The sequence below is a fragment of the Peribacillus sp. NPDC097284 genome (genome assembly GCF_044761765.1).
GTDB lineage: Bacteria > Bacillota > Bacilli > Bacillales > DSM-1321 > Peribacillus.
This window is the reverse complement of sequence record NZ_JBIWCZ010000001.1, coordinates 59,376-75,084: the sequence shown is the minus strand read 5'-3', so window position 1 is coordinate 75,084 and position 15,709 is coordinate 59,376. Positions and strand designations below refer to the sequence as shown.

The following is a 15,709-nucleotide window of genomic DNA, read 5'->3' as shown; positions in this document are numbered from 1 at the left end:
TTTGACATGAAAGAAGTAAAATGCGATTGTGGCCATGTAAATCCATATGGTACAAAAATTTGTGAAGTTTGCGGGAGTATCCTGGTTAAAGAAGATAAAAAATTAATTGATATGCGCTATGAGGGAAGTGCCAGACGTTCACAGACTTATAACAAAACGATCATTGATAAAGTCTGGAATTTCTTCTCTTCCGTTAAGGTTGGGGTTACCCTTATAGTCCTGGCCTTGGTTGCTTCTGCAATCGGAACAATATTTCCACAGGAAATGTATATCCCTTCTTCTGTAACACCCGCCGAACATTACCAATCGGAGTATGGAACGTTAGGGAAGTTGTATTATGAATTCGGATTTCATAATTTATACAGTTCATGGTGGTATCTAATCATTATAGCGATGTTGGGCATATCCCTTCTGATTGCAAGTATCGACCGCTTTTTCCCATTATATCGGTCTTTAAAGAAACAAGGAATTACTCGCCATGATGGTTTCATGAAGCGACAAAGGGTATCGGGAGTGACGAAGCTTGATGGCCAGGGAGTAGATTTGGAAGAAGTAAAAGAGCGGTTGAAAAAGCAGCGCTATCATATACGTGAGGAAAATGGGAACATTCTTGCAGAAAAAAGCCGTTTTTCACGTTGGGGCCCTTACGTCAACCATATCGGACTTATCATTTTTTTAATTGGGGCTTTACTACGCTCAGTACCTGGAATGTATATTGATAAAGTGCTTTGGCTAAGGGAAGGCGAGACAAAAGAGATTCCTGGTACAAATGGTGAGTATTATCTTAAGAATAATGAATTCACACTGGAAGTCTATGATAAAGAGAATGAAGAAGACGAGCAATTCAGTGCCGCCATTGATAAAACTGGTACGATAGCTAAGACTTATGAAGCAGATGTGACATTGTTCGAGCGTCAAAATGAAGCGTTGCCAGGTGAAAAAGCAGAACTTGATAAAGTTAAGGATTTTAAAATAAAAGTGAATGAACCCTTGAAACACGATCACTTTGCTTATTATCAGGTGGATTATAAATTGGACGAGCTTAGTACCATGTCTTTTAATCTTATCAATAAAGAGACAGAAGAGAAATTTGGAAATATCACGGTGGATTTGAATAATCCGCAGAAGATGTATGAATTGAATAAAGGGTATTCTGTCGAGTTAATGAGTTATTTCCCCGATTTCGAATTTGATGAAAAAGGAGAACCGACGACGATATCAAAGGTTCCGAATAATCCGGCATTTATCTTTAATATGAAGACCCCAGATAAACCAGATGGAGAAGTGAGTTTCGTAGCTATAAAAGAGACGGTGGAACCATTAGGAGAAAATACATATAAACTGGCTTTTGCTGGAGTTGAAACGAAAGACGTTACAGCTTTGACTGTCAGGAAAGATCTTACATTGTGGATTCTTTTCACCGGGGGAATTATCTTCATGATAGGTGTTATCCAAGGTTCGTATTGGAATCATCGCCGTATATGGATTAAAAGAAATGAGAGTGAGATTTTGATAGCCGGCCATACCAATAAAAACTGGCATGGCATTAAGAAAGATATAAAAAATGCGATTGAATCAACACCACTTTGTGAACCAACAGATTTACTAGAAGAGGAGAAATCTTCTAATAAGGGGGAAGTTTTAAATGGCTGATTTGAGCGGTAATTTATTATATGCGGCCTTCTTTTTATATCTAATTGCGACCTTTATTTTTGGAGGCTCGATAAAGGATAAAAAAGGAGCAGAGGAGAAAAAACAAAATAACTGGGCAAAATTAGGAATCACCTTGACCATTTTAGGATTTGCAGCGCAGGTGGGTTATTTTATTACAAGATGGATTGCTGCGGGCCATGCACCTGTTAGTAACCTGTTTGAATTTACAACATTTTTCGGCATGATGATGGTAGGGGCATTTATCTTGATTTACTTTCTTTATAAAACGCCCGTCCTTGGGTTGTTTGCCCTCCCCATTGCATTATTGATCATTGCGTATGCAAGTCTGTTTCCGACGGAAATATCGCCGCTCATACCAGCCTTGCAGAGTGATTGGCTACATATCCATGTAACAACTGCAGCGGCAGGGCAGTCCATTCTTGCCATTAGCTTTATCGCCGCTATCATTTATCTGGTTAAATCGGTGGAACAGACAAAAGCAAGTAAACGGACATTTTTTCTTGAAATCATCATGTATACGTTAGTCAGTACACTTGCACTTGTAATAGTATCCTCCACTTTCTCCATGATGGATTATAAAGCTAGTTTTGATTGGGTTGATAAAAAAGATATGGCAGCCAAACAGGAATATACACTTCCTGCATTGGTTGGTCCTCATGAAGGGGTTATGCTTGAAAAGGGACAATTCCAACCATTGGTGGAGATGCCTGCAATAATCAATGCGAAAAAATTGAACACAGTCATATGGTCGATTGGTGCAGGACTGGTCCTGTATGGCTTGATAAGGTTGATTTCTCGGAAAAGAGTCGCTGCTCTAATAAAACCGCTTGTTAAAAATGTTAATTTGAACTTGCTGGATGAAATCAGTTACCGTTCCGTTTTAATTGGATTTCCAGTCTTCACACTCGGGGCACTTATTTTTGCCATGATTTGGGCCCAGATTGCTTGGACACGATTCTGGGGATGGGACCCGAAGGAAGTATGGGCCCTTATCACCTGGTTGTTTTATGCAGCCTTTTTACATCTGCGTATGTCTAAGGGATGGCAGGGAGAAAAATCAGCCTGGCTTGCGGTCATTGGTTTTGCCATCATGATATTCAATTTGATATTTGTGAATTTGGTTATCGCTGGTTTGCATTCATATGCCTAATTAAGGGAACCTTATCATTAGATGAAGGGGGTCTTTTGATAGTAATGTCGTTAATTTTATCGATATTCCTACCAAACGATCCCTTTTTTATGATTAAAGCGTTATTGCTAGGGAAATAAATCCTAGAGGGCTTTTAGATAACTTGTGGTAATTATTGTGACAATATAGTGAAAAGTTAAGGAAGAGCCTATAGAATTGGCTGTTTATCGGGATTTGTTAAGAAATAATATTAGGCATTAAAGCTTTCATTTTGTAAAATAAATGATAGGAGGCTGGTTACGAAATGTATAATGCTATTAAAATTCTTGTGGTGGATGATGAAGAAAGAATCCGCCGCTTGCTAAAAATGTATTTAGAAAGAGAAGAATACATAATTGATGAAGCTGAAAATGGTGATGAGGCTTTAGTGAAAGCTCTAGAAAATGATTATGATTTAATCTTATTGGATATTATGATGCCTGGTAAAGATGGTATTGAAGTCTGTCGGGAGTTGAGAGAGAAAAAAACGACACCTATCATCATGCTTACCGCTAAAGGTGAAGAAGTGAATAGAGTCCAAGGATTCGAAGTGGGGACAGATGATTATATTGTCAAACCCTTCAGTCCACGTGAGGTTGTATTAAGGGTCAAGGCGTTATTGCGCCGTTCTTCCAATGCAAATTACATGCAAACCGAAGCATCAGCAAAAGATGTAATCGTATTTTCCCACCTAACGATTGATAATGATGCCCATCGTGTGCTCGCGGATGGCAAGGAAGTATCTCTCACGCCAAAAGAATATGAATTATTATATTTCTTGGCGAAATCCCCCGATAAAGTTTTTGATCGTGAGCAGTTGCTAAAAGAAGTGTGGCATTATGAATTCTTTGGAGACCTTCGAACTGTGGACACGCATGTCAAACGCTTGCGTGAAAAGTTAAACCGTATATCCGAAAATGCTGCCAAAATGATTGTCACTGTTTGGGGCGTGGGTTACAAGTTCGAAGTTATTAACGACTGATGCTATGGGGCAGTGTTGTTGGTAAGCTTTGGGCAACGATTCTTTTGCTGGTATCCTTTGTTCTGATTGTTTTGACTGTACTTCTGGTTGAATTCTTTGATAATTTTCAGATAGAGAATGTCGAAAATGATTTAACCAAAATGGCACAGCAAATCATTACGGTCACGAATGAACATGGGGGCACTGGAGACGAAGTACTCCAAATAGCTTCTGAATTGATAGGTGATGAAACGAAAGTAATCATCTTGAATGACAATAAAATGGTCTTTTCATCTGTTGATGAGAATGGGTTTAAGATAACGCCTGAATTCATTAAAGATGATCCCGAATTATTAAAGGTATTTACAGAGAGAAAAACTGTAAAAAAAGAGATGATGCTTTCGACTGAGGGGACAGATGAAGATACATTGTCAGCAATTGTAGTGGGGGTTCCTCTTGAATTAAATGGTCAGCAGGATGAGGTTTTCTTGATTCAGTCATTGGAATCGATGGAAGAAACAACGAAATCCACAACGCAGTTCATCCTCTTAGCTGCAGGGATCGCTATAATATTGACAACGATTTTCGCTTTCTTTTTATCTACGAGAATCAATGCTCCACTAGTAAAAATGAGGGAAGCTGCCTTGGCCATAGCTCGTGGTAAATTTGATACCAAGGTTCCCATCCTCACCCAGGATGAAATAGGTGAGTTGGCCATTGCATTTAATCAGATGAGAAAACAGCTGAAATTCAACATGAATGCCCTCAGTCAAGAAAAGGAACACCTTGCAAGCATTCTCAGCAGTATGGCAGACGGGGTTATTACCTTTAATAAAGATGGTACTATCCTTGAGACGAATCCTCCAGCTGACCGGTTCTTGCAAGCATGGTACTTTGAAAAAGGATACAATCGGGAAGACAATATGAATGTACCATCAGTACTCATGAATCTATTTGACGAATCAGAGTCCTATGATAAGGAACAAGTTGGAGAAATTACTTTACAGGGTAGAAATTGGGGACTGATTGTTAGTCCTTTATATTCAACTGCAGATAATATCCGCGGTGCTGTCGCCATCATCCGTGATATGAGTGATGAACGTCGCATGGATAAACTAAGGACGGACTTCATTGCCAATGTGTCCCATGAGTTAAGGACCCCGATATCGATGCTACAAGGGTATAGTGAAGCCATTGTAGATGATATAGCAGGCAGTGAAGCTGAAAAAATGGAAATGGCTCAGATCATTTATGATGAATCGTTGAGGATGGGACGTTTAGTTAATGATTTATTGGATCTAGCCAGATTGGAATCAGGGAAAATGAACCTTACTTATGACCTGGTTTCCGTCTCCCCCTATTTAAAGAGGATTACAAGTAAGTTCTATGGACTGGCTAGAGATAAAGGGATCACGATTACGACGCATCTTCAAGACGATGGGATCAACTGGAATTTTGACCCTGATAGAATTGAGCAGGTATTGACGAATTTAATTGATAATGCAATCCGTCATACTCCTGCAGGCGGAAAAATCGATGTTATTCAAAAAATGAGTGATCGCAGAGGCTTGATTATAGATGTGAAGGACTCTGGTTCAGGTATTCCGGAAGAAGACTTACCATTCGTATTCGAGAGATTTTATAAAGCGGATAAAGCACGTACCCGTGGACGGTCTGGTACGGGCCTAGGTCTGGCCATTGTTAAAAATATCATTGATGCACATGATGGATATATTTCGGTGAACAGTTTACCAGAAAAGGGAACAACATTCAGCTTTATTCTACCTCGAATATTGGAAAATGCTGAATAAATGTCAGATTGCTTGGCAAATAATCTTGATACATGAGAAACAGAGTGGGCAAAGGCAATTGGATTCTCCTAATTGCCTTTGCCCATATTTTATTTGCGGGCAGTATATGGAGTAAATTGGGTAATTAGTATAAAATAAGTATGTAACTTTCATATGAAAATATCGACTATAATTATGAACGGATGTGGAGAAATAATGAATTCCATTTTCCACGATCTTTATGAAAAATATCACCAGGAAATTTATCAATTCATTTATTATATGACCAAAGACCGTGAAACGGCAGAGGACCTGGTTCAAGAAGTTTATATCAGGATAATGAAGGCCTATAATCGTTTTGAAGGCAATAGTAGTGAAAAAACCTGGATGTATTCCATTGCGAGAAATGTGACCATTGATTATTTTCGGAAACAAAAAGGATGGAAGAATAAAATCATTCCCACTATTGATTGGGATGGTCAGATGATTAAAGATAATCAGCCGATTCCCGAAGAAGTGGCCATTATGAATGATAATGTCAGAGAGATATATCGTTGCTTGAATCGATGTACTGTTAATCAAAAAGCAGTCATTATTTTACGGTACATACAAGGCATGTCCATTTCAGAAACCGCGGATGTACTGAATTGGAGTGAAAGTAAGGTAAAAACAACGCAACACCGCGCTTTAAAAGCGATTAAAAAAATGATGGATGATTCATCAGAAGAGGGGAGGAATTCCTTTGAAGAAATCCCGTTGGAAAGAAAGAGAAATTGAGGACTTGCTTCGCCAACTTCCGGAGGTAAAAGATAAACGCTCGAAGAAAGAAGTGTTTTCGAGGATAGAAGGTAAGCAAAGAAGAAACCGTAAAAAACTTTGGATTCCTCGTATTGTGGGCATTGCCTCCTTATTCTTAATGATGATCATTGGATCTTCACTGATGATTGGAAAAGATGAATCTCAAGAGCAGGAGGTTAATAGCCACGGCAATGGAAAATTGGCCATTTCAGAAAGTAAGATCATTTTGGATAAGCAAGAAAAGCATGATATTGAATCAAATGAAAAGCAGGATGTAAAGGAAGATATTGAGGGCGAACCAATAGAAAAAAATGAATTGAAAAGTAAATCTCAACAAGTGGAAAAAGAAAAAACACCCATTCGTGCGATTTACTCAGAAGATTTGCAGGGGAAGTCGACAATAACTCTAGGCGTGCCTGATCACCAACAGAATTTTATCGTACCTCTATCTTTTGTAGTCGATACTATCGAAGAAACGGAAGCCTTGGATCAGGTGGTAAAAAAGATGTCGACCATTAATGAGAAAAAATATGGCCTGTCCGATTATTTCCCTCTAGATATTAAGGTATCCCATGTTCCCACCAACAACACAGCAAATATCGAATTAAGGGCAGGCAGTAATCTGCTGGATGAGGATATCGTGTTTCTTAGAACCATGGAAGAAACCTTATCCTATCTAAATATTGATAAAGTGACATTTACAACGGACGGAAAATCTGGTGCCAGTTTTGCTCATGCCGGAACAGTAATAGAAGAAGAAATTCCCCGGCACAAGAATCGCACATTCTTTCTTTATCACACGGATAAATCATCTTCAAGTTTCCTTGTGCCTAGCAATATCGATTATCAGAACATGGAAGAGGCCCTACAAGCGGCAAAGGAGGAACCTGGCATAGAAGGGATTTCTTCTGCTCTACCGGAGAGTTTGAAGTGGGAGAACCTAAGATATGATGGGGGTTTAGTAACTGTAGAACTGGCACAAGAAGGCCGCTTGAAGAATGATTCAGAGTCGCTTCAAGGTTTGGAAGTCATTCTATTTACAGCTAAAGACTTTGGCTATGCAAAGGTGAAGTTTGAAAACTCCCCTGTAGAAATGGTAGGTTCTCTGAATTTATCGGAAGAGATTACAGTACCCGTTGCTCCTAACTTAGTTAATTAAAGGTCAAGTGCATGCTTGCGATGTGAGAGGCAGATGATGGTCGTTCAACAAAAAAAGGATGCCCGCTAGTGGGGCATCCTTAAGTGGAAATTATAAAGCTATTCGGGCCATGAAAGTAATTTCTTGTGTTTCCTCTAAGAATTGCTTCATATTATCTTCTAATGGTTTATCGAAACTCAATACCATGATAGCTTCCCCGCCAGCTTCTTTACGACCAACTTGCATAGTCGCGATATTTACTGCATGATCACCAAGAATTTTACCGACGTTACCGATTACTCCAGGTTTATCAGTGTGTTGGATATAAAGTAAATTAGCTTCTGGATGGAAATCAATTTTGAAACCATTCAGATTGACAATCCGGGAACCATAGTTCTCGATATGAGTACCACTAATGGTTAATTCGCGGGTGTCTCCTTTTACTTTTAGACTGATCAGGTTAGAATAACCTAGAGAGTCAGTAGAAACCTTTTCGCCAATGGTAATGCCACGCTCTTTAGCAACCAATAGTGCATTCACCTCATTAACTGAAGCATCTACTCTTGATTTGAAGAAGCCTGCTATTAGGCTTTTTGTTAGAATAGCGGTGTCGAAGTCCAATGATTCACCTGCATAAGTTACGGAAATCTCCTGAATGCCTTCTTTCATGCATTGTGAGGCAATGGAGCCCATTTGTTGGACTAGTTGATAGAATGGCTGAACCTTTTCGAATACCTCTTTAGAAATGGCTGGAAGGTTAATTGAACTTGATACAGGATTACCTTCAAAATAGGTTAATACTTCTTGGGCGACTTGAACGGCAACATTCAATTGGGCTTCTTTAGTCGAAGCTCCTAAATGAGGAGTAGCGATGACGTTATCAAGTTCAAGTAATTTATGGCCAAGCGGTGGTTCTTCAACAAATACATCCAACGCGGCTCCAGCTACATGTCCCTCGACAATCATTTCATATAAATCATCTTCATCAAGGATTCCGCCACGTGCACAGTTCAATACGTACACGCCTTTTTTACAGGTGAGTAACTTTTCTTTATTGATTAACCCTCTAGTTTCGTCCGTTAGAGGTGTATGTACAGTGATTATATCCGCTTTAGGGAGCAATTCATCTAAAGTCAGGGAAGTTACGGACATTTTTTTTGCACGATCGGCTGTTAAGAATGGGTCATAAACTATGACTTCCATGCCAAAAACTTTTGCGCGTTTGGCAATTTCTCCACCAATTCGTCCGAAACCAATAATGCCTAAAGTTTTCCCACGAAGTTCCGTTCCTGTATAAGAAGAGCGTTTCCATTCTCCATTTTTCAGGGAAGCATAAGCTTGCGGAATATGGCGCATCAAGGAAGCCATCATGGCAAATGTATGTTCAGCTGTTGAAATTGTATTTCCGTCAGGAGCATTCACAACAACGATTCCGCGTTTTGTTGCGGCAGGAATGTCAATGTTATCAACGCCGACACCTGCGCGAGCAATGATCTTTAGTTTTGGCATGCGGTTCATTAAATCTTCTGTAACCTTTGTTGCACTTCTAACCAGTATTGCATCAATCTTATCAAGTTCGTTTGCTGCTTCTTCTACAGTCTTCTGAATAAGAAGAATATTGGATGCCTCTGAAAGCGGTCCGAGTCCTTCTGGTTTAATGGCATCTGCTACTAAAATCTGATACACGTGTAAACACCTTCCTAGGTAAAATTCTCTTAAATTTCAGTTAATTTTACAATTGAAATGGGAAAACTGTCAATTTAGCATACCTATATGTAAGCGCTTTAATTAAATTTACTTTGAAATTCACTCGTCCAAAACCTCAAGGGCAAAGGGTTTGAGCCGTAATTTTCTAAAAATAAAAATTATTTTAGACAGAGTAAAACGTCATGATTATAAATACATATTTTGTTTAAAATGAATAAAAGTGTAATATTTTATCATTGTAAATTCATAGTTGCGATGAAAATACTATTCAAAAAAAGAAAAATCATTTATAATGAAAATTGTAAATTAATTTTATAGGTCTATCTTCGGGGCGGGGTGTAACTCCCCACCGGCGGTGATGAAGAAAATTCTTCTAAGCCCGCGAGCCTTAGGGCAGGATTTGGTGAGATTCCAAAGCCGACAGTATAGTCTGGATGGGAGAAGATGGAGGTTCCTGAATGCGTTCAAACAGTCAAGTGCTGAACGTTTGTTTGATGAAACCTTTAATTTATCCCTTTAATTCTGTCGGAATTAAGGGGTTTTTTATTGAACATCAACATTTATGAAGGATCCCTAACCTCTTTTTCAAGGTAGATCAAGAAAAAGAAGGAGAGAGAACTATGAAATCGAACAAAGTTAAAAAGATGGTCACACTTGCAATGTTAGGAAGTCTTTCCTACCTACTAATGCTTTTGAATTTTCCATTTCCGGGATTTCCGCCTTTTCTGAACATTGATTTTAGTGACATCCCAGCACTGATGGCGGCATTGATTTTCGGTCCGCTTGCAGGAGTTTTAGTTGAATTCCTGAAAAATTTATTGGATATGGTCATGACTGGAAGCGATACTGGTGTACCGGTTGGACATATCTCTAACTTTATAGCGGGGGTATTATTCATACTGCCAACATATTATGTATATAAAAAAATAAGTTCGAAAAAAGGAATGACATTTGCTTTGCTAGCCGGAACAGTTTCCATGGCGCTAATTATGAGTGTCTTGAACTATTATGTCTTTTTACCGGCATATACTTTCTTTATGGGATGGGATGCCATGACCGCACCAGAGTCAAGGCAATTCGTAACTGCGGCAATACTCCCTTTTAACATCATTAAAGGGGTGCTCATTACTTCCGTTTTCATGCTATTATTTGTTAAACTCCAAACATGGATCAATAAAACAAGTATTATATAAACATGCTTAATATATAAAAAGAGGCAGAAACAACCAGATGATAACTGGGTTGTTTCTGCCTCTTTAATGTATGGTGAGAGTTTTAAAAAATACATAAAAAAAGCCATTCTCAAAATGAAAATGGCTTTTATACTTATTCGAATTTTAAAGCGTCGCCCTCGAATGATTCGTCTGCGACTTTGATAGAGTCTGTGGGGCATCCTTCAAATGCATCCATCATGTCATCTATAAGAACATCGGGGATTTCAACGATTCCTTCGTTATCATCTAGCGTAACAAAAGCAATTCCTTCATCATCATAATCATAGATATCTGGTGCTGCAGCTCCACAGGCTCCACAAGCGATACATGTTTCTTTATCAACAATAGTAAATTTAGCCATGAATAAAACCCCTCCTAAGTTGATTTACAACTCAAAACCTTTTTTATTATAGATTAACATCTCTTTCTTATTGTAAGACCGAAAGCCGAACTTATCAATAGAAAATGTAACGATAATACGGAAGTATATGAAAAGTCAACACAAATTATTGGGAAAATTTCTTTATAACGAGTACGTATTTAGTTGTTTATTCACAAATATCATTGCATATATGACATAAAAAAAGGCGGTATTTGCAGATTTTTGTTACAATATAATTGGATAAATGGAACAAGGATGTGAGTTTCATGAACAATTATCTTCAAGCAATCATTTTATATGCGATACAAAAGTTCCAAGGTGAGCGTTCCATCTACGCAATTTATCATATGCTTCAGGGTAAAAAATCGTCCCAGACTATTCAGGATGCGCACTTATTTGGGCTGACGAACATATTTGGGACTATGCCTCGTTTTACCCGGGAGGAGTTATCTCAAAACAGAAAATTGTTTCTTGAACTGAAACTAATCGAACCAACGGAAAAAAACGATGTGTATTTGATTAGTGAACAAGGAGGAGGGGCGTTGGCCTCTTATTTCAAAAAGTGGCCTCTTCCTTTATCACTAAATGGGTGGAAATACCAAAACATCACCCCGGATTTTTGGAGAAGACTCAATCTTCTTATCCAAACTATATCCCATATTGTCCACAATGAAAGGCCTTTTTATCCGATACAACAGAATCAACGAGTACAGGAATTCGTAAAGGGTTTTTTATATGCCAACCAACAAAATCGAGAGTTACTTGCTCAGCATCTTTTTGATGAATTGGTCACCCTCTTAGAGATGCAAAGTGAGTTGAACCGTGACATTTTTGTTTTGAAAATTACGGGAGTCAATCGAATCGGACTTACGTTTGAGCAGATTGGAAAAAGGAAAGAAATTGATGAGTGGTTTGTGCACTACGTTTTTCTCGATTCATTGCATCAAATGCTCGCAGAGATATCAACAGTACGCGATTACCCTCTGTTGGCTTCTCTAATCCATGATTGGAAAAATGGTGGGCATCCTCATCTAACACAATCGACACATACGACTCTGCAATATATTCAGGCAGGGAAAACGCTACAGGAAATTGCAGAGATTCGTCGTTTAAAAGGAAATACGATTGAGGATCATCTCGTAGAAATCGTGCTATCGGACAAAAGTTTTTCGATAAATGACTATGTTCCAATAGAGGATGAAGACAAAATCATTACGGTCATTAAACGGTTGAATACGAGAAAACTCAAGGTAATCAAGGAAGCTGTCGATAATGAGCAAATTAGTTTTTTTCAAATAAGGCTTGTACTTGCGAAAATAGGTGATAGAGGATGAACTTGAATACAGTCCTGAAAGATAAATTTGGATTTGACAATTTTCGTCCTGGACAGCATGAGGTAATCGAATCCTTGCTAGAAGGGACCCACACATTGGCAATGCTTCCCACAGGGTCTGGTAAATCATTATGTTATCAACTCCCTGCTTACCTTATCAATAAGACGGCTATAATTGTTTCGCCGTTATTATCCCTGATGCAGGATCAAGCGGATCAGCTTAAGATGAGAGGGGAAAAAAGTGTTCTGACCCTCAATTCTTTTTTGACCGCGTATCAAAAAAAACAGGCATTTGAACGATTGCAAACGTATCGGTTTATTTTTCTGTCTCCCGAAATGCTTGGGCTAGAAAGTGTAATCCAGTCTTTAAGGAAAATTGACATAGGCTTATTTGTCATTGACGAGGCGCATTGCATTTCTCAATGGGGATATGATTTCAGGCCGGATTACTTGAACTTGGGAGAAGTGAGGCGTAAGTTAAGTAACCCATTAACGCTTGCCTTGACGGCAACAGCAACAAAAGAAGTACGGCAAGATATTATCAGGAAATTGAATATCTCCCAACCCAAGGAAATCGTTTCATCCGTTGATCGGGAAAATATCGCGATACTTGTGGAAAATATATATAGCTACGAAGAAAAGCTTGCCCGTGTCCTCTCGCTTGTCAGGGAATTTCCAGGTAGTGGAATTATTTATTTTTCTTCGAAAAAAGTGGCTGAAGCGGTCTCGGGTTTTTTACAGGAAAATGGAGTCGGTAGTGTCAATTATTATCATGGAGGTATGGAACAGGAGCAAAGAATGCTCATTCAGCAGCAATTCATCTTGGGCCAGTTAAAAATCATTTGTGCAACGAGTGCGTTTGGAATGGGAGTCAATAAAGCTGATGTTAGATTTGTCATCCATTTTCATATGCCATCCACAATGGAATCATACCTTCAAGAAATAGGGAGGGCAGGCCGTGACCAAAAACAAAGTGTAGCCATTTTACTATATAGCGAAGGGGATGAAGGGCTTCCGTTGCATTTGATGGAACAACAGCTACCAACTGACCATCAAATTGAGGCCGTTTGTTCGTATTTAAATGAAGCGAAAAGAAGTATGGCTGATTTAAGTCTTTCTGAAAAAGAGCATCTTCTTCAGAGCTTTTCCTTGAATGATATTCAATTCCGTTTTTTTACACAATTTCTGACGGATGATGACTCACCATTGCATAGAACAAGGATGAAAGACTATTGTCATACAAGAAAGATGCAAAATCAGGCAAAGCTGAACGTTTTTTTGAATTGGATTCATACTAAAATATGTAGGCGTTTGGGCATTTTGCATTATTTTGAAGAAGAGCAGCGAAAAGGGAATGACGTATGTTGCGATCGTTGTGGAATAGATGCAAAAAATATCTTGGATGTATGGCCGGCAGTAAAGGAACAGCAGGGTAATTCATATTCTACATGGAAACAGGAATTAGCTTTTATCTTATTGGATAAGGATAATGGGCATGAAAAATAAGCAGGCGCAATTAATTAAACAGCTGACAGACAAACAGTTACTATATAATTTGTTCCTGACCCAAATTATTCTCTTAACGATTGGCTTTTTTTTAGGTATTATCTTATTTGAAGATTTTTCCACCTTTCGTTCTTTATTTGACATTAAAGATATGGATATTTTGTTGATAGGTGTCCCTGCTGGAATCTTAGTGGTCATTTTTGATGTGGTCATGATGAAAGTGACCCCTGTTTCCTATCAGGATGATGGTGGAGTCAATGAACGCATTTTCAGTAGCCTACCATATCCCATGATCTTTATCGTCTCTTTGTTAGTAGCGGTTAGCGAGGAATTATTATTTCGTGGTGTTATGCAGACACATATAGGCTTATTGTGGACGAGCATTATCTTTGCGGCGGTTCATTATCGTTACTTATTTAATTGGTTTTTATTTTTGAATGTGACGCTTTTAAGCTTTCTCATCGGATTTTTGTTTGAATGGACCCAAAATATTTTAGTGACGATCACAGCCCATTTTTTAATAGATTTTATCCTCGGTATATTAATAAGACATAAGTATGTAAAGCTGGCAGTATGTGAAGAGGGTGGTGACTTAGATGAGTCGTGTAAAAGAGAATGAAAACGATCAAGCTGGAGAACTTCGTACGCGATCCGATCGTCATAAGGTGAAGTCATCTTTACCAAAAAGAAGTGAGGTTCATCAGAGTAAAAAGAAAAAAAGCAAAGTGAAGATAAAGTTCCCAATGATTAAATTATTATCGCTATTTTTCATTTTGCTTCCTATAGGATTTTATAGTCTTTATACATACCTTCAGGATAGGCCTGAAAAGGATACCAAAAGTAGTGAAGTGGTGAATTTTAGTGATGACGAAGAAACTATAGAAGAGGCTGTGCCGACAACGGCAACGGCCGGGGATATTAAGGAAAAAGAAGAAAAAGATACTGCTAAGCTTAAAGAAAAAAAGCAAGAGGAAGATAAGGCTGCAGAAGAAAGAGCAAAGAAAAAAGCCAAACAAGAAGCGGAAGCAAAGGCTAAAGCAGAGGCGGAAGTAAAAGCCAAACAAGAAGCGGAAGCAAAGGCTAAAGCAGAAGCGGAAGCGAAAGCCAAACAAGAGGCAGAAGCAAAGGCTAAAGCAGAAGCGGAAGCGAAAGCCAAACAAGAAGCAGATAATAAAGTAGCTTCTGGGGATGCCGCAGCTACCAAATCGGAGGCTGACGGATATAAAGTTGTTTACCATACGGTTCAGGCAGAAGAGACATTGTTCAGGATTGCGATGAACTACTACAAATCGCAGGAAGGCATTGCGCTAATTCAGAAATGGAACGGGCTGAATGGCAATGAGATTTCGAAGGGACAAGTCTTGAAGATACCACTGAAAAAGTAAAAGCAAAAGCACTCTGTCTCTTAAGATCGACAGGGTGCTTTTTTTCCTAAGGTTGGGTTATTTATAGTAAAGGTCCGCCCCCATTATCATTTTTTCCAAGACAACCTCATATCATGATTTGAAGGATTAGGAAAGAGGGGGAAGATAAATGGAACCGGCAATCATTTTATTGGATGATAAAACCGATCAGGCGGCAAAACAAATGTTACAGAATGTTGTGGTCCGCAAAAAAAAATTCGAGACGCTCAAAAAGAAGCATCTTCATAGTTTATGGGCAACAATGATTATCGCTGCTCTTTTCTTGATATATCTTTATTTATATATAGTTGTTCCTTATTCCTATTCGTTCTTTAAGATGTTCAGTGTCTTTGTTGACCATTTTAGCCATTTTTTATTTTTGGCTGCGACGACCGGAATCTATGGTTATATGATGATGATCAAAAAGAAAATGGATAAAGCAGAAAAGGAATTTCAATTGCTTCGATGTGAAATTATCAACAAAAGCAAACAGTTGTGGGAAAAAGAGGATGAATGGAAAAATCGGCACAAGGTATTTGACATGATGAAGAAGAACTATGATATTAACTTATTTCATGAAAATAAATAAACTCCTAGTTAGGAATATTGAATAGCGGGTATTATGGTTTTATGAG

14 protein-coding genes and 1 riboswitch are annotated in these 15,709 nt (G+C 38.5%); of the genes, 12 read left to right on the top strand and 2 right to left on the bottom strand.

From position 1 onward, the window contains the following. The first annotated feature begins 6 nt into the window (after window positions 1-6). From resB to ACIQXU_RS00370, 6 genes are all read left to right on the top strand, one after another. Window positions 7-1,653, top strand: coding sequence for a cytochrome c biogenesis protein ResB (resB, locus tag ACIQXU_RS00395; RefSeq protein ID WP_402986121.1), 1,647 nt, complete (start codon window positions 7-9; stop codon window positions 1,651-1,653). Next, window positions 1,646-2,824: a c-type cytochrome biogenesis protein CcsB gene (gene ccsB, locus ACIQXU_RS00390; RefSeq protein WP_402869241.1), complete on the top strand. Its 1,179-nt coding sequence runs from the start codon at window positions 1,646-1,648 to the stop codon at window positions 2,822-2,824. Before resB ends, ccsB begins: the two co-directional genes overlap by 8 nt. 283 nt (window positions 2,825-3,107) lie before the next feature. Next, a complete protein-coding gene (locus ACIQXU_RS00385; protein WP_402956654.1) occupies window positions 3,108-3,824 on the top strand; it encodes a response regulator in 717 nt (238 codons plus the stop codon). Next, entirely contained in the window at window positions 3,821-5,614 is a 1,794-nt protein-coding gene (locus ACIQXU_RS00380; RefSeq protein ID WP_402869876.1) for an ATP-binding protein, read from the top strand. Before ACIQXU_RS00385 ends, ACIQXU_RS00380 begins: the two co-directional genes overlap by 4 nt. A 174-nt stretch (window positions 5,615-5,788) precedes the next feature. Continuing rightward, entirely contained in the window at window positions 5,789-6,370 is a 582-nt protein-coding gene (gene sigX / locus ACIQXU_RS00375) for an RNA polymerase sigma factor SigX (RefSeq protein ID WP_402869238.1), read from the top strand. After that, complete coding sequence (locus tag ACIQXU_RS00370) at window positions 6,336-7,550, top strand: hypothetical protein (RefSeq protein ID WP_402869237.1); 1,215 nt, start codon at window positions 6,336-6,338, stop codon at window positions 7,548-7,550. The genes sigX and ACIQXU_RS00370 overlap by 35 nt, the downstream gene beginning before the upstream one ends. Window positions 7,551-7,640: 90 nt before the next feature. On the opposite strand, the gene serA is transcribed toward ACIQXU_RS00370, so the two are convergent. Continuing rightward, complete coding sequence (gene serA / locus ACIQXU_RS00365; RefSeq protein WP_402986119.1) at window positions 7,641-9,215, bottom strand: phosphoglycerate dehydrogenase; 1,575 nt, start codon at window positions 9,213-9,215, stop codon at window positions 7,641-7,643. A gap of 339 nt (window positions 9,216-9,554) precedes the next feature. Further along, a riboswitch (FMN riboswitch) is annotated at window positions 9,555-9,686 on the top strand. Window positions 9,687-9,856: 170 nt separating this feature from the next. On the opposite strand from serA, the gene ACIQXU_RS00360 reads away from it, so the two are divergent. Further along, window positions 9,857-10,429, top strand: a complete 573-nt coding sequence (locus tag ACIQXU_RS00360; RefSeq protein ID WP_402986117.1) for an ECF transporter S component — start codon at window positions 9,857-9,859, stop codon at window positions 10,427-10,429. 133 nt (window positions 10,430-10,562) lie between these two features. Here ACIQXU_RS00360 and ACIQXU_RS00355 read toward each other — a convergent pair whose 3' ends face one another. Further along, window positions 10,563-10,811 (bottom strand): ferredoxin, encoded by a 249-nt coding sequence (locus tag ACIQXU_RS00355; protein WP_402869232.1) that lies wholly within the window; start codon window positions 10,809-10,811, stop codon window positions 10,563-10,565. Between the two features lie 287 nt (window positions 10,812-11,098). Here ACIQXU_RS00355 and ACIQXU_RS00350 point away from each other — a divergent pair, with 287 nt between their 5' ends. The 5 genes from ACIQXU_RS00350 (at window position 11,099) to ACIQXU_RS00330 (ending at window position 15,663) form a co-directional block, all read left to right on the top strand. Continuing rightward, window positions 11,099-12,166 (top strand): YpbB family protein, encoded by a 1,068-nt coding sequence (locus tag ACIQXU_RS00350; protein ID WP_402986115.1) that lies wholly within the window; start codon window positions 11,099-11,101, stop codon window positions 12,164-12,166. Then, a complete protein-coding gene (locus ACIQXU_RS00345; protein WP_402986113.1) occupies window positions 12,163-13,671 on the top strand; it encodes a RecQ family ATP-dependent DNA helicase in 1,509 nt (502 codons plus the stop codon). Before ACIQXU_RS00350 ends, ACIQXU_RS00345 begins: the two co-directional genes overlap by 4 nt. Further along, window positions 13,661-14,290 carry a CPBP family intramembrane glutamic endopeptidase gene (locus ACIQXU_RS00340; protein WP_402869226.1) on the top strand — a complete coding sequence of 210 codons (630 nt, stop codon included), beginning with the start codon at window positions 13,661-13,663 and terminating at the stop codon, window positions 14,288-14,290. The genes ACIQXU_RS00345 and ACIQXU_RS00340 overlap by 11 nt, the downstream gene beginning before the upstream one ends. Next, the gene (locus tag ACIQXU_RS00335) at window positions 14,268-15,056 is read left to right on the top strand and encodes a LysM peptidoglycan-binding domain-containing protein (protein ID WP_402986111.1); all 789 of its coding nucleotides are present in this window, start codon (window positions 14,268-14,270) and stop codon (window positions 15,054-15,056) included. Before ACIQXU_RS00340 ends, ACIQXU_RS00335 begins: the two co-directional genes overlap by 23 nt. A 148-nt stretch (window positions 15,057-15,204) precedes the next feature. Beyond that, on the top strand, window positions 15,205-15,663 hold the full coding sequence (locus ACIQXU_RS00330) for a DUF2663 family protein (RefSeq protein ID WP_402869222.1): 459 nt from the start codon (window positions 15,205-15,207) through the stop codon (window positions 15,661-15,663). Window positions 15,664-15,709 lie beyond the last annotated feature (46 nt).